Raw genomic sequence first — 22,319 nt, forward strand, 5'->3', positions numbered from 1 at the left:
AAGGGTGAAGAATGAGAAATGGTTATATTAGGAGCAGTTGTAAATGGGATTTGTATTATATTTGGTACTTTACTTGGTAAATTATTTAGTGCGATTCCAGAAAGTATGAAGGGAACAATTATGCATGCAATTGGTTTAGCGGTTACTGTACTTGGACTTCAAATGGCATTAAAAAGTGAAAATTTTCTTGTTGTCATACTAAGTTTAGTTATTGGTACGGTAATCGGAGAATGGCTACAATTAGAAGAAAGGTTAAAACTGTTAGGGGATTGGCTAGAAAATAAAGTTGGATCGAAAGGGAAAGGGAGCATATCAGAAGGCTTTGTAACAGCCACGCTTATTTTTGCAATCGGAGCGATGGGGATACTTGGTGCATTGGACAGTGGGATTCGCGGAAATCATGATATTTTATTTACAAAGGCGATTATCGATGGATTCATTTCTATTATATTAACGACAACTCTAGGAATTGGCGTAGTATTTTCAGCGATTCCAGTGATTTTATATGAGGGAGGTATTGCAGTTTTTGCAACACAAATTAATAGTTTTGTTCCAAAAGAATTAATGAATCAATTTATAGTGGAAATGACGGCTACTGGCGGTATTATGATATTCGCAATCGGATTAAACTTACTTGAATTTATTAAAATTAAAGTGGCAAATTTACTTCCAGGCATATTAATGGTTGGAGTAATTGTTTCTATTATATACGGTTATGGTTTGATAATAAGTCATTAGGGGAAGGGATATAGATGATGGAATTCCAATTTACAAAACGTGCATATAAAATATTGGAGATTGCAGCAGAAGAGGCTGAGTGTAGTAAAGGTATTATCCATCCAGTTCATCTATTTATAGGAGCTTGTAAGGAAGGTACTGGAGTTTGCGCGGAGTTACATATGTATTTATTTCACACGGTGGGTATGGATTTTTTAGCAAAGATATCGTTACTCCAACAATATTATGCAAATGAAATAGAATACATAAATGTTGGGGAGTTTAAAGTTTCAAATAAGACGATAGAAGTTTTAAAAGTAGCGAAGAAACGGATGGAACATTTTCAGCAAATAGTAATAAATGAAGGGCATGTTTTATATGCAATTTTTCAAGGGGATACAGTTATTGATAAGGTTATAAGTGAAAAGATGAAAAAAGATCTATTGCAAATTACATCTGAACCAAGAGACTTGACGGTTGCATTAACAATATTTGATCCTATTTGTAATAGTTTAAGCTGTAATATTAGAAAAGCGATCTCTTCTGATTTTGAAAAGTTGGCACGTTTTGTTAAGGATGAATTTGGTGAGCGTTGGTTAAAATCTTTAGATTATGGATTTCGGACATATAAAGAAGAGTTACCTATTTTTATTGCTGAACAAGGAGGAGAAATCATTGGTTTCGCTTGTTACGATGTTGTGAGAGGAAAGAAAGGGTTGTTTGGCCCGATGGGTACAGCGAAACATAATCGTGTGAACGGTGTTGGGAAGACGTTATTGAATCATTGTTTATATAACATGAAGAAAAGCGGATATGAGTATGCAATTATAGGACAAGCAGGTCCGATTGAGTTTTACGAGCGATGCTGTAATGCACGTTTAATACCCATAGGAGATAATTAACTCTATCCCTTTGCAAAGAATGCAAAGGGATAGAGTTTTATTATGTATAAAGCAAATTACTAAACTTTTTCTAGAAAACGGTGTAGAATGGGTATCGAATGAAAGAAGGTGTGAAAATGGCCAGCTGGAAACGAAATTTAATGATTTGTTGGCTAGGTTGTTTTACCACTGCAGCCGGTATGAGTTTAGTAATTCCTTTTTTATCTTTTTATATTGAGGAATTAGGGGTGACCGGCACTTCTAGTATTGCACAGTGGTCGGGACTTGCATTTGGTGTGACATTTTTAATGGGTGCGATCGTATCACCAATATGGGGCAAGCTTGGTGATATACATGGTCGGAAATTGATGCTTATACGTGCGAGCCTTGGTATGGCGATAATTATGACGCTTATGGGGTTTGTGACAGATGTGTATCAATTAGTCGCACTTCGGTTTTTAATGGGATCGGTATCAGGTTTCCTTTCTACAGCGATGACACTTATTGCTGCAGAAACTCCGCAAGAACATTCAGGTTGGGCAATTTCTACAATCTCAACTGGAGGCGTGAGCGGTTCATTACTTGGGCCGATACTCGGAGGTTATTTGTCAGAGTTAATCGGAATGCGCCATGTTTTTCTAGTTACAGGAGCTTTCTTATTCCTGTCCTTTCTTATCGTCTTTTTCTTCTTACATGAGGAGAAACATTCTGCTAAAGAAAAAAAGGCACAGCCGAAAAAAGTATGGACGATGGTCCCTGCAAAACATTTAATAATAAGTTTATTTGTAGCAACGTTTATTATTCAGCTTGCAAATATGTCGATTCAACCTATTATTACGTTGTACGTAAAGCATTTGGCAGGACCAGGAACAGATCATATTGAAATGCTTGCAGGTGCAGTCATGTCTGCGACAGGATTAGCAGTTATTTTAGCAGCTCCTAAGCTAGGAAGATTATCAGATCATATTGGACCTCAAAAAACGTTAGTTGTAGCGTTGTTTGCTGCAGGAATTATTTTTATTCCGCAAGCATTTGTAACCTCAGCTTGGCAACTATTAATTCTTCGCTTTTTATTAGGTATTGCACAAGCAGGACTATTACCTTCCGTACAAACTCTACTAAAACAACATACGCCAACCCATGTAACGGGACGAATATTTGGATATAATCAATCGTTTCAGTTTTTAGGAAATATGATTGGGCCAGTACTTGGTGGACAAATTGCAGCTCATGCAGGCTTCCAATATGTTTTCTTCTCTACATCATCACTATTATTTATTGCGTGCATTTGGGTTTATTTTCATAGTAAGAACGAAGAGGTATCAGAGAAACGACATTTGGAAGTTAGTTAACTATGTGAATGAAAAACAGAAAAAGGATGAAGCAATATTGCTTCATCCTTTTTCATTAAAATTGAAGGCAAAGATAACTTAATGTACCAAGCTCGTAGCTACGGTGAATGACCGTACCGTCGTTCTCACCACTACCCATCGCGATAAATAGAGGAACAAAATGTTCCGCTCTTGGTACAGCTAATTGTGCATGAGGAGCATTTCTTTCCCAGTTAAACAATGCATCTTTATCGCTAGTATGCATATGATTTATAATCCAATCATCAAATTCAATCGCCCATTGTTCCGGAGTTGTTTCATTCCATTTTAATGCTCGTAAATTATGAACAGTAACTCCGCTGCCGATTACTAAAATATCTTCTTGTCCAAGTCCTTTTAGTGCTTCTCCAATTTCAAATTGTTCTTTTGCAGGAAGGAATGGATTTACTGATATTTGTACGACAGGAATATTGGCTTCTGGGTACATACGATGCAGGAGTGTCCATGAGCCATGATCTAAACCTCTCGTCATATTATGATGGACTGGAATGCCTTTGTTTTTAAATTTTGTTTCTAGCATAGACGCAATGCTAGAAGAGCCTTTCGCATGATATTTGATTTCGTATAACTCAGGAGGAAAACCTCCAAAGTCATAAATTGTTTCATATACTTCATCTGAAGAGGAGATCGTTAATACTTCACTTTCCCAGTGAGCGGTAAAAATAACAATAGCTTTCGGTTTATATGTTTCTCCAAGTGTCTTTAAAAAGCGTGTATAGTCTGTATCTTGAATAGCAAGCATAGGTGATCCATGTGCTAAAAATAGTGAGGGCATCATGATTAAAACCTCCTAAAAATATATTAATTACTTTATGTAAGTAACTATATAATTTTATTTTAAATTCGTCAAGATAATAGTTTAATATGTAATCGGAAAAATAGATCATTTGTCATAATGAAAGCAATTGCATATAATACATAATAAGAATAATGAATGTTTATTCATTATAAAAAAAGATATACATAATAGATTTGGAGGCTGTCGGAATGAGCATACAGGAAAATTTCGTTACGGCATTGGATAAATCGGAAATTTACTTGCGTAAATGGTTACCAGAAGGAAATCCGCGGGGAATTGTTCAAATTGCACATGGTATGACAGAACATGCAGGTGTTTATACAGAATTTATTGATGCCTTATTAGAAGCAGGATATGGTGTTTATGCTCATGATCATAAAGGGCATGGAAAAACAGTAAAAAGAGAAGAAGACTATGGTCATTTTGAACCAAATGTAGGTTGGAATCAGGCTGTGTCTGATGTTATCTTTGTTTCGGAAATGATAAAAGAAGAGCAGACATGCCCGTTATTTTTACTTGGACATAGTATGGGTTCTTTTTTATCAAGACGTGCTGTACAATTTAAAGGTGAATTATATGATGGATTCCTTATTTCAGGAACTGGTGGAAATCCAGGGCTTTTAGGAAGTATCGGTCATAAAGTAGCGACAATTGAGATGAAACTACGCGGGCCCAAAACGAAAAGTCCGATGCTGAACTTCTTATCTTTCGGAAACTTCAACTCGCACTTTAAGCCAAATCGTACGAAATTTGATTGGTTATCTTCAGATATTAATCAAGTTGATAAATATATTGCGGATCCGTTATGTGGATTTATTTGCACGACTAGTTTTTACCGAGAATTGTTTCATGGAGTTCTAGAAGTAAATAAAATAGAAGAATACAAGAAGACACCAAAAAATCTTCCAATACATATATTCTCTGGTGATCGTGATCCTGTTGGGGATATGGGGGAAGGTGTAAAAGAAGTATACGAAAACTATAAAAAATGTGGTGTGAAAGATGTAACACTTCGTTTATATGAAAATGGTAGACATGAAATGTTCCATGAAGTGAATAGAGAAGATGTATTTCAAGATTTGATTTCATGGTTAGATGAGCATATTGTATAAGAAGAAACCTCACTTCATGCTGAAGTGAGGTTTTTTGAAAAATTGGAGGATTGATTATGAGTGAATTTGTAAATAAAGAATATGTAGAAATAGATTTTCAAGATATCTGGATAAAAGACGAGGAATTGAAAAATTGTACCTTCATAAAATGCCGTTTTAGAGGGATAGATGCATCAGAAGTTTTTACTAAAAATTGTAATTTCATAGAATGTGATTTTACTGGTACTCTTTTTAATGCTTCTATCCATCAAGGAACTACGTTTGCTAATTGTAGGTTTTTTGGTGCGAATTTATTTGTATCTAAGTTTGAAGAATGTAAAATGACTGGTTCGGATTTCGAAGAGGCGAATTTAGACGGAATAACAATTATATCAGGCGATTGGTCATATACGAATTTAAGGTTTGCGAACTTAAGTAAACAAATGTTAAAGGGTATTCGTTTAATTGAAGCTGACCTATATGAATGTAATTTAGAAAAAGCAGATTTGCGTGAAGCGGATTTAACGGGCGCACAATTAGGTAAGGTGAAACTTAGTGGGGCGGATTTAAGAGGAGCTGTGGTTGATAGAGTTGATTTTAAAGCTTTTGATTTAAAAAACGTGAAATTAGATATAGCGCAGGCGGTTGCAGTTGCGAGATGTTATGGAGCAAAGGTGAATTAAATCATTTGTAACACCGTTCAATATATTGAACGGTGTTACAAATAGTAATGATTTTTAAAAATTGCCTTTTACCGCTTTTATAATATGATGTGTGAAATTGCTAATGTCAGGAGATGCTGAATATGGATAGCATAAAGATTAAACAACTATATGAAGCATTAAGAAAATCTTGGTCAATAGAAACGAGTTCTAAGTGGACGAGCGAAAGCCCAGCAAAGGGACAATGTGGTGTAACGGCCCCTATTGTCCAAGAATTGTGCGGGGGAGAGATAATAAAGACGAAGATAGGTGAAGTATGGCATTTCTACAATAAAGTAGATGGGAAAAGGTATGATTTTACTAGGACCCAATTTCATGAAACATTAAACTATATGGACATGAAGTCGAGCCGTGAAGAAGCATTTGCAGATACAAATGAAAAACAATATAGCATTTTGAAGGAAAAGACAACGAAAGAATTAAAATTATCTTTTGACTCTTAATCTTCAATAAGTTACTATAATGGTGGTAACTAATTAAAGGGAACTTCATAGAGTTGAAAGGGGAAATACTTTTGAAAACAACTTATGTAAACGCTACAATTGCAACGATGAATGAACAAAATGAAGTGATAGAAAATGGATATATCATTGTAGAAAATGATCAAATTATAGATATAAATAGCGGAGAATTCGCTAACGATTTTGAAGTAGATGAAGTAATTGACATGAAAGGAAAGTGGGTTTTACCAGGGCTTGTCAATACACATACACATGTTGTTATGAGCCTTTTGAGAGGTATCGGAGATGATATGTTATTGCAGCCATGGCTTGAGACGAGAATTTGGCCACTTGAAAGTCAGTTTACGCCAGAGCTTGCGGTCGCTAGCACGGAATTAGGATTACTTGAAATGGTGAAAAGTGGTACAACATCATTCTCTGATATGTTTAATCCTATTGGAGTAGACCAAGATGCAATTATGGAAACGGTATCAAGGAGTGGAATGCGTGCTGCTGTTTCAAGAACTTTATTTAGCTTTGGAACGAAAGACGATGAAAAGAAAGCAATTGAAGAAGCTGAGAAATATGTGAAGCGTTACTATAACGAAAGTGGTATGTTAACTACGATGGTTGCACCACATAGTCCATATACATGTTCCACAGAACTGTTAGAAGAGTGTGCTCGTATTGCAGTAGAAAATCAAACGATGGTTCATATTCATCTTTCTGAAACAGAGCGTGAAGTACGTGATATTGAAGCACAGTATGGGAAGCGTCCAGTAGAATATGCAGCAAGTTGCGGATTGTTTAAACGCCCAACAGTTATTGCACACGGTGTAGTATTAAATGAAAATGAGCGTGCATTTTTAGCAGAACATGATGTTCGAGTAGCTCATAACCCAAATAGTAATTTAAAACTAGGTTCTGGTATAGCGAATGTAAAAGCGATGCTAGAAGCAGGAATAAAAGTAGGAATTGCAACAGATAGTGTGGCGTCTAACAACAATTTAGATATGTTTGAAGAAATGCGCATTGCAACATTATTACAAAAAGGTATTCATCAAGATGCAACAGCGTTACCAGTTGAAACAGCTCTTACACTTGCGACTAAAGGAGCTGCTGAAGTAATCGGGATGAAACAAACGGGCTCACTTGAGGTTGGAAAGTGTGCTGATTTTATTACGATTGACCCATCTAATAAGCCGCATTTACAACCGGCAGATGAAGTGTTATCACATCTTGTGTATGCAGCTAGTGGAAAAGATATAAGCGATGTAATTATTAATGGTAAACGTGTCGTTTGGAATGGTGAATGTAAAACATTAGATGAAGAGCGTATTATATTTGAAGCAAGTCGTTATAAACGAGGTTTACAAAGATAGGTAATTATATATCAGTTGAGAAAGCTATCCTTTTTTAAAAGGATAGCTTTTTTCTTGAACGAATAAATATTCAAAAGAATGTCGCATCTTTCTGTTAGTATTTCTGCTATAATATATAACGCTTTATAATATTTTATACTTAAGGAGAACAACTCATGAAGCGAAAAAAGAGCCATTTAATAGTAATGGCACTTGTTACAACTTTATTATTAGCAGCTTGTAATAATAAAGCGAATAAAAGTGACACAGAGGCAAAAAAACAAGTATTAAATGTAACGGTATCAGAAGAAATTCCTTCTCTTGATACTACAAAAACGATGGATGGTACATCAGCGCACGTTATGCAAAACATATTTGAAGGGTTATATGTATTAGATGATCAAGATCAGCCTATTCCAGCAGTAGCAAAATCGTTTGAAAGAAGTGAAGATGGTAAAAAATATACATTTGATTTGCGTAAAGATGCAAAATGGTCAAATGGAGACAGTGTAACAGCCAATGATTTTATGTTTGCGTGGAGACGGGCGGTAAGTCATGAAACAGCGTCTCAATATGCGTATATGCTCTTTTACGTGAAAAATGCGAAAGAGATAAATAAGGGAACAATGCCTCTTGATGAACTTGGGGTTAAAGTTATAAATGATTATAAGTTAGAAGTGGAACTAGAACAGCCAATTCCGTATTTTTTACAGTTGTTAGCGTTACCTATATACTTACCACAGCACGAATCATTTTTAAAAGAACAAGGAGAGAATTATGCATTGGAACCTAGTAATCTCATATATAACGGTCCATTTGTATTAGAGAAGTGGAAGCATGAACAAGAATTTCAATTAAAGAAAAATGATATATATTGGGATAAAAAGAAAGTGAAATTAGAAGAAATAAACTTTCAAATTGTGAAGGATACAGTGACAGCAGTAAATTTATATGAAGCTGGCGATTTGGATCGAGTACCAATTAATTCTCAATTTGTAGACAAGTATAAAGGGAATAAGCAATTGCATATGTCGAGCGATCCTGGAATTGCTATGCTACGTTTTAATGAAAAAAATAATGCGTTAGCAAATAAGAAAGTACGTCAATCTATTTCATTAGCGTTAAATAAGAAGGATTTTGTTGCTCACTTTATTAATAACGGGGCAAAACCTGCAAGTGGACTTGTACCAGTTGGTCATGTAAATGAAGAGACTGGTAAAGATTTTAGAAAAGAAAACGGAGATCTTTCTCCATATGATTTGCAAAATGCGAAAAAGATTTGGGAAGAAGCGAAAAAAGAAGTTGGAGTAGAACAAATAAAACTCGAGTTTTTAACGTTTGAACAAGATAACGCAAAACGTATGGCGGAATATATAAAAGGTGACTTAGAGAAGAATTTGCATGGATTAACGATACAAATTAAACAACAGCCATTTAAGCAAAAATTACAATTAGAACAAACAGGTGATTACGATATATCTATGGTAAATTGGGGACCAGATTATAAAGATCCAATTAGTTATTTAGAGCTATTTACGACAAGTAATCCAAATAATAAAATGAATTATTCTAATCCTCATTACGATGAGCTAATAAAAAAAGCTAAAAATGATCTTATACTAGATCAAAAGAAAAGATGGGAAGCGTTGCGAGAAGCTGAGCAGGTCATATTAGAGGACGCTGCGGTAGCACCGCTTTATCATATTGGTTCCGCTTATGTACAAAAGGATTATGTAAAAGGAATTGAAAAGCATCAATTTGGTGGCGTTTATACTTATAAGAATGCTTATATCGATAATAAGTAAAACTATTAATCAAAAAAGAAACCTTACTTTTAAAAGTGAGGTTTCTTTTTTTGGAATTATATCTATTAAACGGATTTTAATAAAGAATAAAAATTCGTATCATATGGGATATCATCTTGATACATATAGTTTTTTAGAATCCCTTCTTTTTCAAATCCTAATTTTAATAGCACTTTATTTGAAGCTTCGTTTTCAAGAAATACAATTGCCCCGATACGTTTTAAATGGAGCGTATGGAAGCCATAAGATATAATTTCAGAAACTGCCTCAGTAGCATATCCATTTCCCCAGTGTTCAGGCAAAAAGGCATAACTTATATTTGCTCGTTTATGTTCAGAAGACCAATCATGAAAACCAATTGTTCCAATGAGCCCTTTCTTGTCTTTTAATTCGATTCCCCATTTAATGCCGCTTCTTGCGTTGTACCCCAACTTAAAATTAGTAAGGATTTGTTTTACTTGATCCAAATTTTTCAATGGTTTTTGACCATAATGGCGCAGGACATCGGTATTAGAAAAGCACTGTAATATACTCGGTGCATCTTCGTCGGTAAGTTCTCGTAAAATGAGTCGGTTGGTTTTTAATATAGGAAACATATTTTCACTCCATTTCTTATGAAACTAGAATGTATTTGTTATTATATAATTTAATCTGAAAATAAAGATTATTCAAGAGGAAAGTATGGTTTTGATTTGTGATAAAATTGATTGTGGAATATATTTCAAAAAGAGGTTTGTATATGGAGAAAAACTCAATTTTAATTGTAGATGATGATCGAGATATTATTCGATTCGTTAATGAAAATTTAAAACAAGAAGGTTTTAGTGTTTTTAGTGCTGACAACGGAGAAGAGGCGTTAGAGGTATTGAATAATAATGATGTTCAACTTGCTATCCTTGATGTTATGATGCCTCAAATGGATGGGATTGAATTGTGTAGAAGGATAAGAGAGAAATATAGTTTACCAATTATGTTTTTAAGCGCGAAATCATCGGACGTAGATAAAGTCGTTGGATTTAGTACTGGGGCAGATGATTATATTGTGAAACCGTTCAGTACAATTGAATTTATAGCAAGAGTGAAAGCTCAATTAAGAAGGTATACATACTTCAATCAAAATGCTGTTCAAGTAATAGAAAAGAAAATAAACATTAGAGGTTTAGAAATAGATGAAGTGTCGAGAACAGTGATGTTATATGGAGAAACAATCAATCTTACGAAAACTGAATATGATATTTTGTACTTAATGGCCGCTGCAATGAATCGTGTGTTTACTATTGAAGAAATATATGAAAGCGTTTGGAAAGAAAGGGCCTATGAAAGTAATAATACAGTAATGGTTCATATTGCAAGATTAAGAAATAAAATTGAAGAGAATCCAAAAGAGCCGAAGTTTATTCAAAATGTTTGGGGAGTCGGATATAAAATTGAAGATTAAATCATTACAAGGTATGAGAGCTAAGTTTTTTATCGCATTCATATGTAGCATTTTGTTAGCAACTGTAAGTATAATAGCGTTTCAAATTGTAATTGGAAATATATATAGTCATGTTACTGCGTTAGAGGAAAAATATTCATTTTTATATTTAATAGTTTTTTTAATTTTTACTACAATATACTTTGCATTCATGACAAAAACAATGATGAAAAGATTATCTGAAATTAACAAGAGTCTGAAGGAAATAAGTAATGGTAATTTTGAAATACATATACTTATTTCAAAAAATGACGAGATTGGTGAATTAGCAGCGAATGTTAATAGAATGGCCAAAAGTTTAAAAGAGTCTATCGAGAATGAAAAAAAATCGCAAGAAATGAAAAATGAAATGATTAGTAATATTTCTCATGACTTACGAACACCTGTAACATCCCTAATAGGTTACGCGGACCTGTTAGGAAATCAGCTTCATTCAAATAGAGAAGAATGTGAACAGTATGTAAGTATATTAAAGCGAAAAAGTTATGAATTAAAAAATCAAGTAGATGGTTTATTAGAATATTGTCAAATAAATTATAGAGAGATCGAATTACATAAAAGTGTAATAAATATGAAAGCGTTCATTGAACAAATCATGATTGATTTTTTACCACAACTAGATGATGCTGATATGAGCTTTTGTATTAAAGGTGATAAGGTGTTACATGTGGAAATGGATGTAGCGGTTATGGTGAGGCTATTCGAAAATGTAATTAGTAATAGTATTATGTACGGGCAAGACGGAAAGGAGCTTTTAATTCAAGTTTCTAAAAGAGATATGAATGTTGAAATAGAAATTAAAAATTTTGGACAATGCATTCCGAATGAGAACCTTCCTTACGTTTTTGAAAAGTTTTATCGTGGTGAAAAATCACGTAGCTCTCATACGGGTGGAAAAGGAATGGGGCTTGCAATTGCGAGAAGTATAGCGGAACTTCATAAAGGAGATATCACTGTACGTAGTAACGATAAAGAAACGGTTTTCACTATCGTTTTACCGCAGTATAAAGAAATTTAAGAAAGTCGTAAGTATTTCTTTCATATGTCGTAATTTTTACTTCGTATCATGGGGAACAAAGATAGGAGAGTAGGGATACAGCATGTGGAAGAGATTTTTATTAGCGATTATAGTTGCTTTTTTAATTATAAGTTGGAGTTTAGTTTATTTAGGTAATGGCGTTACATCAGTCTTTGTTTGGTGGATTATACAGGCCTTTAGTGTAATTTCAGTTTTTCTCTTAATAGGCTCAGCAGTAATGTTTGTTTGGAAAGGCATTTTTAGAAAGCGGATAGATGGAACGCTACTATTAATAGTTCTGTTTTCTACCATTGGAGCTTGGCCCGTGGGATGGTTCGCTAACATTGGGAGAATTGCATACCCAGTAGATGTACAGTCTATGAGTCCTAAAGTAGTCGTTCGTTTTCCTTTGAATGAACGAGCATTGATAGGTTGGGGCGGCGATAAATTAGAAACGAACTATCACGTTATAAAACCAAATGAACGATGGGCATACGATATTCTCATTCCACCAGCTGAAGTGAAAAGTAGTAAGTTAGAGGATTATGGAATATATGGAGCGAAAGTAATGGCACCAGCTTCTGGGACAGTTGTATCAATTAAAAATGATGAAATAGATTTAGTTCCGGGATCGGATGATTTTCAATCGATGGCGGGAAATCATATTTATTTACGACTGGATGAAACAGGTACATTTTTGTTTCTTGCCCATTTAAAGAAAGGATCGATTAAAGTGAGGGAAGGCGAACGTGTAAATGAAGGGGAGGTTCTTGCCCAAGTCGGTAACTCAGGAAGTTCAAGTGAACCACATTTACATATCCATCATCAAAGGCAGGATCCATCCAAGGTGAGTATGTTTTTCACGGAAGGCTTACCACTTTATTTTCGAACTGAAAAAGGTGCGATAATGCCGGAAAGAGGGACATACATAAGTGGTAAGTAGAAGGAAATCATTTCATACAAAAAGGGTATTCCAAATCAAATTTGGAATACCCTTTTTTATTAACCGACAAATGTTTGATACAGTAAGAAAATATTTAAAACGATAATAAGTGCAGCGATTAACCACGCGATAAATGTTGTAATGCGATGGTTGACGAGTGCACCCATAATCTTCTTATTACTTGTAAACATAATAAGTGGTACTAATGCAAAGGCAATACCGAAAGATAAGACAACTTGACTCATAACGAGAGCGTAAGTTGGATTTACACCTAAAGCGATAATAACGAGAGGCGGAATCATTGTTATAAATCGGCGTAAGTATAACGGAATATGCATTCGAATGAATCCTTGCATAATAATATCACCAGACATCGTACCAACAGAAGAACTAGATAAACCTGCTGATAAAAGTCCAATCCCAAATAATGCAGCCGATACAGGACCGACTAAATTACTGAACTGGTTAAAAGCAACATCAAGGTCTTCAACGTGCAAGCCGTTTTTAAAGAATAGTGCAGCTGCTACAATTAACATACTTGCATTAATTGCTCCAGCGATAACCATTGCAATAATAATATCGATGAATTCGAAGCGGAAAATCTTTTTCTTTTGTTCATCATTTGTTCCGACTACACGGCGCTGCGTTAAGGCCGAATGTAAATATATCGCGTGCGGCATTACTGTCGCACCTAAAATTCCAGCTGCTAAAAGGATGCTATCTACACCTTGGAATTTTGGAGTGAAAAGTCCTGAGAGTAGAGGGCTTAATTCCGGTTTTGCGTAAAAGACTTGGATACCAAAAGCGATAACAACGATAAAAATCATACCTGTTATGATAGCTTCTAATGGACGAAAGCCTCTGCGTTGAAATTCAAGAATAATAAATGATCCAACTGCTGTAATTAAAGCAGCTGGTAACATCGGAATTCCAAATAGTAAGTATAAGCCAAGTGCTGCCCCAATAAATTCAGCTAAATCTGTAGCCATAATAACGAGTTCCCCTTGTATCCATAAACCGATGGAAACTGGTTTGGGGAAGTTTTCGCGAGCTACTTCAGGAAGATTTCTCCCAGTAGCGATTCCTAATTTAGCTGATAAAGTTTGAATTAATACAGCCATTAAATTAGAAGCGAGTATTACCCAAAGCAATAAATACCCATATTGTGATCCAGCTGCGATATTTGTAGCGAAGTTCCCAGGATCAATATAAGCAACTGATGCGATAAAAGCAGGTCCTAAGAATGGTAACAGTCTTTTAAAGCCTTTTGTTTGTCCACTTAACGCTAAATGGGCTGATTGAACTGTTGTACTTTGAGAAGGGACTTGTTCATCTTTTGTTAAATCTTTATTCATAGTAGTATTCCCCTTTGAAATCTTAACTTGATTAAAGTTTCACTTTATTTTTACTCATTATTTCAATACATTTAGATATATGATGTGGCAATTTCATTTGAACATAAAAGTTTCCTTAATGCAAATTATATGACTGTGTGCAATGAATGGTGTGACGATGCAAAAATATTTTGGGAGTTTATGGTTGTTGAATAAGGGAGAAGATAATAAATTATAGGGTTGTTTTTGAAATTTATGTGAACATACAGCCTATATTACAGCATATTAATTGATGGAAATGAAATTGTATGATATATAATATATTGGGATTACAACCTAACCGTAGTGTTTTGTTCTGTAATCTTGTTTTTATTTTTGTTAACTTATAGAAAAAATTGTAAATAGAAGAAAATAGGCTAAGTACAATTTAGTATGTATTTTCTTATTATATATGTTTTGATATGAACGTTAACTTATACATGATTTTAAAATTTAGATAGGTGGTAGAAATACATTGGCAACTACAAAACCATATAGAGTATTACTGTATTACATGTACACAACAATTGAAAATCCAGAAGAATTTGCTGAACAGCATTTAGAATTTTGTAAATCACTTGAGTTAAAAGGAAGAATTCTTGTAGCGACAGAAGGAATTAACGGAACTTGTTCTGGAACTGTTGAGCAAACAGAAAAATACGTGGAAGCGATGAATAATGATCCACGTTTTGCTGGAATCGTATTTAAAATTGATGAGGCAGATGAACATGCATTCAAGAAAATGCACGTACGTCCTCGTTCAGAGTTAGTTACACTTCGTCTAGAAGACGACATTAACCCGAAAGAAATTACTGGGAAGTATTTAGAACCAAAAGATTTTTATGAGGCAATGAAACAAGAAGATACAGTTATCATTGATGCACGAAATGATTATGAATTTGATTTAGGACACTTCAAAGGTGCGATTAAACCAGATATTGAATCATTCCGTGAATTACCAGATTGGATTAGAGAAAATAAAGAAACACTTGAGGGTAAAAAGATTTTAACGTACTGTACAGGTGGAATTCGTTGTGAGAAATTCTCAGGTTGGTTAGTTCGTGAAGGTTATGAAGATGTAAGCCAGCTTCATGGCGGAATTGTAACGTACGGAAAAGATCCAGAAGTACAAGGTGAACTTTGGGATGGTCAATGTTACGTATTTGATGAGCGTATCGCTGTACCAGTAAACCAAAAAGAACATGTTATCGTTGGTAAAGATCACTTTACAGGTGAACCTTGTGAGCGCTATGTAAACTGTGCAAACCCTGAATGTAACAAGAAAATTTTATGTTCTGAAGAAAGTGAAGCAAAACATTTACGTGCATGTTCTCATGAATGTCGTGTACACCCACGTAATCGTTATATCGTGCAACACGAATTAACAGAAGAGCAAGTAGCTGTTACATTAGAAAAAATCGAAGCAGGTAAGTAAGCATAATAGAAAACAGATGGTAGCATCGTGCTGCCATCTGTTTTTTAGTTACTTTGTACTATCCTTCTCTTTCACAGCAGAAAGTACAGTTTGTTTTACCCATGCTTTTCTTCGTTTATGTTGTACACTCCATTGGTATAAACTTTGTATACCTAAAATAAGTGAAATGACTATGCCACTAATCGCTATTAATAGAGCAAAAAATTCAAAAGGCGATGATATTTTGTTTGAATCGGTGTTTCTTAAAAGATCAATCATAGTAAACCCTAACATTTGGCCTACAACAGAGTAGAGCGTTAAAATTAATAATAAGAGGCTATCTTTTTTTGAAGCAACATTTTCTTGATATTTAAATAAACTATCGAGATTTTGTTTCGCGTTCGTGTACAGTACTTCAATGTTAAAAAGTTTTCTTAGACGAAAGAAAATATCTTCACTTTGTGATTGGGATACTAATTCTAAAGAAAAATAATTAGCTGTAAACGAATTTATTGAATAAATTAATTTCTCTATTTCATTTGTATCTTGTTCAATATTTAACTCGGCATAAGCGTTTGCCATCTTTAATAAAACAACTTTATGAAATAAATTTAATAATAAAGCGTAATAAAACTCCCCGTACATTTGACTAGCAAGTTTAGTGACTGCTTGTTCACCTTCATTTGTAATACATGTGAAAATATGTTCTTCCATAATAAAGTAACGGTTAGGAGCCCATCTTTGATAAGAATGTTTTGTTAAATAATCGTGAATATAAGGAACATTATTTGCACTAATATATGGCTTACCATCATCTGATAATCCGGAAAGACTGGAAGCTCGATATACATCGATTATATGAAGGTCTGACTCTTTGTTTATGGATAATAGAGTTTGTACATACATTCGCTGGTCTTCAAAGAAAGGGAATGTTTGAAAGTAAGAACTCCGCAATCTCTTGTTCTCAAAGAAGTCTGTTAAACCATGAAATAAATCACCGAATATAAGTTTTTCTACTTTTGAATATTTTTTTCCATCACATTCAATACAAATAGTCTCAGTCGTATCACTTTTAGTTTCAAGTACACGGAAGCGAGCTGCGAATTCAATCGCTTCTGATAATGTCATGTTAGGAGCGGTTTTTATTTCTGTCCGAATTGTTAAGAACCCAAGCTCATAAGGACAAAGTGTTACATCAATAGAATGTATCTTGAATGGAACGGAAATAAGGTTAGTTGTTAAATGTCCATTTAAATTAAGGTCTTTAGAATAGCGCTGTAATCCTTTTTGATGTTCTGAATGAGGAAAGAGAATTTTATTTGTAAAGGAAAGATAGTATGCTTCCATATTTTGATGTGAAACTTGAAATTTCCCGTAATATGTATTTTCATCTTCAAGATGATCGAGTCGAAAAGGTCGAAAATCATTTTTTTGTAAGAAAGGGAACATATTTTGTTCATATCCAGTTTTAAACGAAAACGGGAATATAAATTGAAATATAGCTGTTATTACATCTTTTTCCTCGATTGTTTGTATTGCCTCCATTTACATTGTTTCCTTTCCGTATAAGCTATAGAAACAACATGCCCAATTTTTCTTGAAAATAACCTCTCTTGTTCATTAGATTAAGAATGAAAATTCAGCTTATTTAACAAGGGACATGTATAATGTTATGTATACTAAAATTAGTATAATTGTGTTAGAAAAAGGGGGATGTTGTATGCGTATTTTAGTATTAGGAGCTGGGGGCGTTGGCGGATTTTTCGGTGGCCGATTAGTAGAAAAGGGAGAAGATGTTACATTTCTCGTTCGCAGCAAAAGAAAACAGCAATTAGAAGAAAAAGGCCTTGTTATTCGTAGTGTTAATGGAGATTTTTCATTTCAACCGAAATTGGTAACGAAAGAAGATAGAACGACTCCATTTGATGTGATTTTATTTTCAACAAAAGCGTATCATTTACACGAGGCGACCATAGATTTAAAGCCGTTTGTAGGTAAAAATACTGTAATAATCCCATTGTTAAATGGTATCGCTCATTTATCACTATTACAAAAGGAATTCGGTGAAGAGAAAGTAATTGGCGGTCTATGCTTTATCGAGACGACATTAAACGATCAGGGAGAAATTGTACAAACGAGTGCTGCCAACAGACTTGTATTTGGGGAAATTAAGCCTCAAGATTCAGAGAGAATAAAGCTTATTTCTAAAACATTTGCAGATACAAAAGCTAGTTTTGTTTTAAGTGAAAATATTGTGCAAGATATGTGGCATAAATATTTATTTATCACCGTAATGTCAGGTGTGACAACATTAATGCGTGCGCCGATAGGACCGATTCGTGAGAGTGATGGAGGCCGAGAATTTATTAGGAACTTATTTGAAGAATCAGTGCAAATCATGAAATCTATGGGGGCTCCAGTTAAGGAGAATATCGCCCAGGAACATATGAAAACGATTGATAAAATTTCGTATGATATGAAGTCATCGATGCAACGGGATATGGAAAAAGGTTCGCTCATTGAAGGGAAGCATTTACAAGGATACTTATTGAAATTAGCAGAGGAAATGTCTATAGATGTGCCTTTATTAAGTGTTGTGTATCAAAATTTAAAGGTATATGAAAAAATGATTTTTACTAAAGAAATGGTATGAAAAAGAGTAAAGGATAGCAAAATATAAATGTTGCTATCCTTTTTTTGTTTCTTTTTGACAATTTATTCGTTTCTTTTCGGTTTATCTGTCGTATTTCGTTCTCTTTCACGTTTACCATATAGCTGATTAATTTCATTTGCTACTGCATCTAAATAGGAATCGGAAAAAAGTGGCTTCTTTTCTTTAGACATACGGGTCTCCTTTGTGGATTTTTAGTATTCATTATGTATATTTTTCGGTGGATTATGCGCAATCGTTTTAATTTGTTTCTTTTTTAAAATTTTTGTTTACTTTTTGAAAATAAAGGAGTATTATAATCCACAGTTTCAATTTTCTAAATCGCTGAAGCCGCATGGTGCGGGGGACCCGTTCTTATGGATTAGTACATAATCCAACGGGGTGAATCCTTGAAAAAGGTAGGGCTACTCATAGGCCCGAATCCGACAGCTAACCTCGTAAGCGTTATATTGAGAAGGAAGGTGGAGCTTGTGCGACAAAAAAAATAATGTCTACAAGTCTATTTCGTTATGGCTTGTAGACATTTTTGTTTTCTGAAGAAATAGTTTATCGCTGTAACTAGCAGAATCGTTCGTACAAAATTATTGGAGAGTGGACAGCATTGGTTTCATCTATTAAAAGATTTTTAATTGGAAGACCGTTAAAATCAACTGAGTTAGGAGAGCAAAAACTTAATAAAACGAAGGCGCTAGCCATTTTATCTTCTGACGCATTGTCATCGGTCGCATACGGACCAGAGCAAATATTAATTGCACTAGCAGGTCTTGGAGCAATAGCTTATTGGTATTCCATTCCGATAGCTGTTGGGGTATTAGTATTATTGACAGCTCTTATTTTATCTTATCGACAAATTATTTTTGCTTACCCTCATGGCGGCGGAGCATATGTTGTATCAAAAGAAAATTTAGGGATGAATCCGGGATTAATAGCTGGAGGATCTTTATTAGTCGATTACATTTTAACTGTTGCAGTAAGTGTGTCCGCAGGTACAGATGCGCTCACATCAGCTTTTCCTAGTTTACATGCACATAATGTAATCATTGCGATTATATTTGTCATATTGATTACCATCTTAAATTTAAGAGGCGTAACGGAATCAGCTTCCGTTTTAGCATATCCGGTTTATTTATTCGTTGTAGCATTATTTATATTAATTGGTGTAGGAATATATAATATTTTGACTGGTCACGTTTCACCCACGCTGCATTCGCCAATTGGAACACCAGTTGCGGGAATTAGTTTGTTCTTACTGTTACGAGCATTTGCTTCAGGAAGCTCTGCTTTAACGGGTGTTGAGGCGATATCTAACGCAATTCCAAACTTTAAAGATCCTGCACCTAACAATGCAGCGAAAACATTGCTTGCAATGGGTGCATTACTTGCAGTTTTATTTTCTGGAATTGTCTTTTTAGCTTATTATTACGGAATTAATCCAAGTAAGGAAGTAACAGTCGTTTCACAAATTGCTGAACAAACTTTTGGACGTAATTTCATGTACTATTTCATACAAGGTACAACAGCTTTAATATTAATTCTTGCGGCTAACACAGGTTATTCTGCATTTCCACTATTAGCGGTTAATCTTGCAAAAGATAAGTTCATACCGAGAATGTTTACGATTAGAGGAGACCGCCTAGGTTATTCAAACGGTATTATTATACTTGGGATTTCTTCGATTATTTTAATTGTAGCTTTTCAGGGGAAAACAGAACACTTGATTCCGCTATATGCAGTAGGGGTATTTATTCCGTTTACACTTTCTCAAACTGGAATGGTACTAAAATGGCTTCGTGAAAAGCCTGAAGGATGGGCTTTAAGATTAACGGTTAATTTAATTGGTGCAGTCATTAGTTTTATCGTTATGAGCATGTTCTTTTTAACTAAGTTCGCACAAGTTTGGTCAATCCTTATTTTCTTACCTTTTATTATCTTCTTGTTCCATCGAATTAAGAAGCATTATGATGCAGTGGGCGATCAATTAAGTTTAAAAACTTGTGAACCACTTGTTCCGATTGAAGGGAATGTAATTGTCGTTCCTGTAGCTGGTATGACTCATGTAGTAGAAAATTCATTGAACTATGCTAAGGCTCTTTCTGCAGATCAAGTTATCGCTGTATATGTTGCTTTTGACAGAGAAGAGGAAAAGAAATTTGAAGAGAAATGGGAGAAGTGGCAACCTGAAGTAAGGCTTGTTACATTACATTCTCATTATAGAAGCATTATTCAGCCGCTTACAAAATTTATTGACACAGTGCAATATAAAGCGAGTGAATCAAATTACCGAGTTACGGTCGTTATACCACAGTTTATTCCGAAAAAAGGTTGGCATAACATTCTTCATAATCAGTCTAGTTTACTCATTCGTGCGTATTTACTCTATAAAAGAAATGTTGTTATTACGACAGTTCCATATCATTTAAAAAAGTAATAAGATTTTTTAAGGATAGCTTCACGAAAGTGAAGCTATCCTTTTTGTGTATATGCTATGCATAATTGCATATAGGTCTTAAAATTATATTACTATAATATAATCTCTTATGAGTAAACAGTGTTTTTTGTTGTGATATATGGATATTTTAATGGAGGAAGTTAAGTGGATTTTATTTTGGAATAAGGACATGAGGTCTTGAAAATAAAGGGAATTAAAATACTTCTTTACGATAGATGAATAGCTGTGTTTAAATGACCTTACAGTACAAAACTTTAATAAAAACAAAACTTAATTTCATATTCACGTGCGTTATTTATCTTAAAATGAATAATATTTTCATGTAATATATTCACTGTGTGAATATGGAAATTGCGATGAAACAGAAATTTTATACAATGTTATTCATACTAAGCACATGTGAAAAGTTATGAAATGTTTTATAACAATAAGTAAGTACTGTAGAAATAAAGTTTGAGAGAGGTGTTTCGTACATGACTCACGGTGAGAACGTTCTCTATTTTTAACCATCTCAAATAATGTGCAAGAAAATAGAATAATAAAATGCGATAGTAATAGTTGCTAATACATAGGAGGGGTTAAAGTGAAAAAAACTTTAATTACAGGGTTATTGGTTACAGCAGTATCTACGAGTTGCTTCATTCCTGTAAGCGCTTACGCTGAAGAGGGGCAACCAAAGGTGAAAGTATTAAACGTGCAAAATGTAATTGCTCCAAATACATTATCAAATTCAATTAGAATGTTAGGGTCACAGTCACCACTTATCCAAGCATACGGATTAGTTATTTTGCAACAGCCAGACATTAAGGTAAATGCGATGAGTAGTTTGACGAATCATCAAAAATTTGCAAAGGCGAATGTACGAGAGTGGATTGATGAATATAATCCGAAGCTAATCGACTTAAATCAAGAGATGATGAGATACAGCACTAGATTTAATAGCTATTATAGTAAGCTCTATGAACTAGCAGGAAAAGTAAATGAAGATGAACAGGCAAAAGCAGATTTTACAAACGCATATGGAAAATTACAATTGCAGGTCCAAAGCATTCAAGAGAGTATGGAGCAAGATTTATTAGAGTTAAATCGATTTAAAACGGTATTAGACAAAGATAGTAATAACTTATCAATTAAAGCTGATGAAGCAATAAAAACACTGCAAGGATCAAGTGGAGATATTGTGAAATTAAGAGAAGACATAAAAAGAATTCAAGGGGAAATTCAAGCTGAACTAACTACTATTTTGAATAGACCACAAGAAATTATTAAAGGTTCTATTAATATCGGTAAACAAGTATTTACAATCACAAATCAAACTGCACAAACGAAAACAATCGATTTTGTTTCTATCGGTACGTTAAGTAATGAAATTGTAAATGCAGCAGATAGTCAAACGAGGGAAGCAGCTCTTCGTATTCAGCAAAAACAAAAAGAGCTACTACCACTTATTCAAAAGTTATCACAAACTGAATCAGAGGCGACTCAAATCACATTCGTTGAAGATCAAGTAAGTAGCTTTACGGAACTGATTGATCGCCAAATCGCAACTTTAGAAACGTTATTAACGGATTGGAAAGTTTTAAACAATAATATGATCCAAATTCAAGCAAATATTGAAGAAGGCACGTATACAGACAGTAGTTTACTTCAAAAACATTTCAATCAACTTAAAAAAGTAAGTGATGAAATGAATAAGCAAACAAATCAATTTGAAGATTACGTTACAAACGTTGAAGTACATTAAACAGAAAAATAATTAGCGATATA

The 22,319-nt window shown here is 34.2% G+C and carries 20 protein-coding genes and 1 riboswitch; of the genes, 15 read left to right on the forward strand and 5 right to left on the reverse strand.

Features of this window, described 5'->3' with window-relative positions:
* Window positions 1-18: 18 nt before the first annotated feature.
* The 3 genes from MHH59_RS09115 (at window position 19) to MHH59_RS09125 (ending at window position 2,950) form a co-directional block, all read left to right on the forward strand.
* Complete coding sequence (locus MHH59_RS09115; RefSeq protein WP_088005226.1) at window positions 19-738, forward strand: DUF554 domain-containing protein; 720 nt, start codon at window positions 19-21, stop codon at window positions 736-738.
* Between the two features lie 14 nt (window positions 739-752).
* A complete protein-coding gene (locus MHH59_RS09120; protein WP_088005225.1) occupies window positions 753-1,619 on the forward strand; it encodes a GNAT family N-acetyltransferase in 867 nt (288 codons plus the stop codon).
* Window positions 1,620-1,735: 116 nt separating this feature from the next.
* The gene (locus tag MHH59_RS09125; protein ID WP_002086285.1) at window positions 1,736-2,950 is read left to right on the forward strand and encodes a multidrug efflux MFS transporter; all 1,215 of its coding nucleotides are present in this window, start codon (window positions 1,736-1,738) and stop codon (window positions 2,948-2,950) included.
* A gap of 55 nt (window positions 2,951-3,005) precedes the next feature.
* On the opposite strand, the gene MHH59_RS09130 is transcribed toward MHH59_RS09125, so the two are convergent.
* Window positions 3,006-3,767 (reverse strand): DODA-type extradiol aromatic ring-opening family dioxygenase, encoded by a 762-nt coding sequence (locus MHH59_RS09130; protein ID WP_002012144.1) that lies wholly within the window; start codon window positions 3,765-3,767, stop codon window positions 3,006-3,008.
* Between the two features lie 209 nt (window positions 3,768-3,976).
* On the opposite strand from MHH59_RS09130, the gene MHH59_RS09135 reads away from it, so the two are divergent.
* The 5 genes from MHH59_RS09135 to MHH59_RS09155 all read left to right on the forward strand — a co-directional run bounded on the left by MHH59_RS09135 (window position 3,977) and on the right by MHH59_RS09155 (window position 9,207).
* The gene (locus tag MHH59_RS09135) at window positions 3,977-4,900 is read left to right on the forward strand and encodes an alpha/beta hydrolase (RefSeq protein WP_340851120.1); all 924 of its coding nucleotides are present in this window, start codon (window positions 3,977-3,979) and stop codon (window positions 4,898-4,900) included.
* A gap of 56 nt (window positions 4,901-4,956) precedes the next feature.
* Window positions 4,957-5,562 carry a pentapeptide repeat-containing protein gene (locus MHH59_RS09140; RefSeq protein ID WP_002126800.1) on the forward strand — a complete coding sequence of 202 codons (606 nt, stop codon included), beginning with the start codon at window positions 4,957-4,959 and terminating at the stop codon, window positions 5,560-5,562.
* A 122-nt stretch (window positions 5,563-5,684) separates the two neighbouring features.
* Window positions 5,685-6,044 (forward strand): YunG family protein, encoded by a 360-nt coding sequence (locus MHH59_RS09145; RefSeq protein ID WP_088005223.1) that lies wholly within the window; start codon window positions 5,685-5,687, stop codon window positions 6,042-6,044.
* Window positions 6,045-6,097: 53 nt separating this feature from the next.
* Window positions 6,098-7,423, forward strand: coding sequence for a bifunctional S-methyl-5'-thioadenosine deaminase/S-adenosylhomocysteine deaminase (locus MHH59_RS09150; protein WP_002086280.1), 1,326 nt, complete (start codon window positions 6,098-6,100; stop codon window positions 7,421-7,423).
* Between the two features lie 155 nt (window positions 7,424-7,578).
* A complete protein-coding gene (locus MHH59_RS09155; RefSeq protein ID WP_002141280.1) occupies window positions 7,579-9,207 on the forward strand; it encodes a peptide ABC transporter substrate-binding protein in 1,629 nt (542 codons plus the stop codon).
* Window positions 9,208-9,272: 65 nt separating this feature from the next.
* Here the strand turns inward: MHH59_RS09155 and MHH59_RS09160 are convergent, their stop codons facing one another.
* Entirely contained in the window at window positions 9,273-9,803 is a 531-nt protein-coding gene (locus MHH59_RS09160; RefSeq protein WP_002141281.1) for a GNAT family N-acetyltransferase, read from the reverse strand.
* Window positions 9,804-9,946: 143 nt separating this feature from the next.
* Between MHH59_RS09160 and MHH59_RS09165 the strand changes: the two genes are divergently transcribed.
* From MHH59_RS09165 to MHH59_RS09175, 3 genes are all read left to right on the forward strand, one after another.
* Complete coding sequence (locus MHH59_RS09165) at window positions 9,947-10,645, forward strand: response regulator transcription factor (RefSeq protein ID WP_002141282.1); 699 nt, start codon at window positions 9,947-9,949, stop codon at window positions 10,643-10,645.
* Window positions 10,635-11,702, forward strand: a complete 1,068-nt coding sequence (locus tag MHH59_RS09170) for a sensor histidine kinase (RefSeq protein ID WP_340851122.1) — start codon at window positions 10,635-10,637, stop codon at window positions 11,700-11,702. Before MHH59_RS09165 ends, MHH59_RS09170 begins: the two co-directional genes overlap by 11 nt.
* 82 nt (window positions 11,703-11,784) lie before the next feature.
* A complete protein-coding gene (locus MHH59_RS09175; protein WP_002031165.1) occupies window positions 11,785-12,645 on the forward strand; it encodes a M23 family metallopeptidase in 861 nt (286 codons plus the stop codon).
* Window positions 12,646-12,704: 59 nt separating this feature from the next.
* On the opposite strand, the gene MHH59_RS09180 is transcribed toward MHH59_RS09175, so the two are convergent.
* On the reverse strand, window positions 12,705-14,000 hold the full coding sequence (locus MHH59_RS09180; protein WP_340851124.1) for an Nramp family divalent metal transporter: 1,296 nt from the start codon (window positions 13,998-14,000) through the stop codon (window positions 12,705-12,707).
* A 493-nt stretch (window positions 14,001-14,493) separates the two neighbouring features.
* On the opposite strand from MHH59_RS09180, the gene trhO reads away from it, so the two are divergent.
* Window positions 14,494-15,453 carry an oxygen-dependent tRNA uridine(34) hydroxylase TrhO gene (gene trhO, locus MHH59_RS09185; protein ID WP_078178609.1) on the forward strand — a complete coding sequence of 320 codons (960 nt, stop codon included), beginning with the start codon at window positions 14,494-14,496 and terminating at the stop codon, window positions 15,451-15,453.
* A gap of 48 nt (window positions 15,454-15,501) precedes the next feature.
* Here trhO and MHH59_RS09190 read toward each other — a convergent pair whose 3' ends face one another.
* Entirely contained in the window at window positions 15,502-16,977 is a 1,476-nt protein-coding gene (locus MHH59_RS09190) for a hypothetical protein (RefSeq protein ID WP_340851126.1), read from the reverse strand.
* 175 nt (window positions 16,978-17,152) lie between these two features.
* Here MHH59_RS09190 and panE point away from each other — a divergent pair, with 175 nt between their 5' ends.
* On the forward strand, window positions 17,153-18,085 hold the full coding sequence (gene panE, locus MHH59_RS09195) for a 2-dehydropantoate 2-reductase (RefSeq protein ID WP_002168643.1): 933 nt from the start codon (window positions 17,153-17,155) through the stop codon (window positions 18,083-18,085).
* A gap of 62 nt (window positions 18,086-18,147) precedes the next feature.
* Here the strand turns inward: panE and MHH59_RS09200 are convergent, their stop codons facing one another.
* The gene (locus MHH59_RS09200; protein ID WP_002086273.1) at window positions 18,148-18,276 is read right to left on the reverse strand and encodes a hypothetical protein; all 129 of its coding nucleotides are present in this window, start codon (window positions 18,274-18,276) and stop codon (window positions 18,148-18,150) included.
* 139 nt (window positions 18,277-18,415) lie between these two features.
* Window positions 18,416-18,562: riboswitch (cyclic di-AMP (ydaO/yuaA leader) on the forward strand.
* Window positions 18,563-18,704: 142 nt separating this feature from the next.
* On the opposite strand from MHH59_RS09200, the gene MHH59_RS09205 reads away from it, so the two are divergent.
* Window positions 18,705-20,531: an APC family permease gene (locus MHH59_RS09205; RefSeq protein ID WP_002126816.1), complete on the forward strand. Its 1,827-nt coding sequence runs from the start codon at window positions 18,705-18,707 to the stop codon at window positions 20,529-20,531.
* A 604-nt stretch (window positions 20,532-21,135) separates the two neighbouring features.
* Window positions 21,136-22,296: a non-hemolytic enterotoxin NHE subunit A gene (gene nheA / locus MHH59_RS09210; protein ID WP_002126819.1), complete on the forward strand. Its 1,161-nt coding sequence runs from the start codon at window positions 21,136-21,138 to the stop codon at window positions 22,294-22,296.
* Window positions 22,297-22,319 lie beyond the last annotated feature (23 nt).

The organism is Bacillus sp. FSL E2-0195 (genome assembly GCF_038003645.1).
In the GTDB taxonomy this organism is placed as follows: Bacteria; Bacillota; Bacilli; order Bacillales; family Bacillaceae_G; genus Bacillus_A; species Bacillus_A mycoides.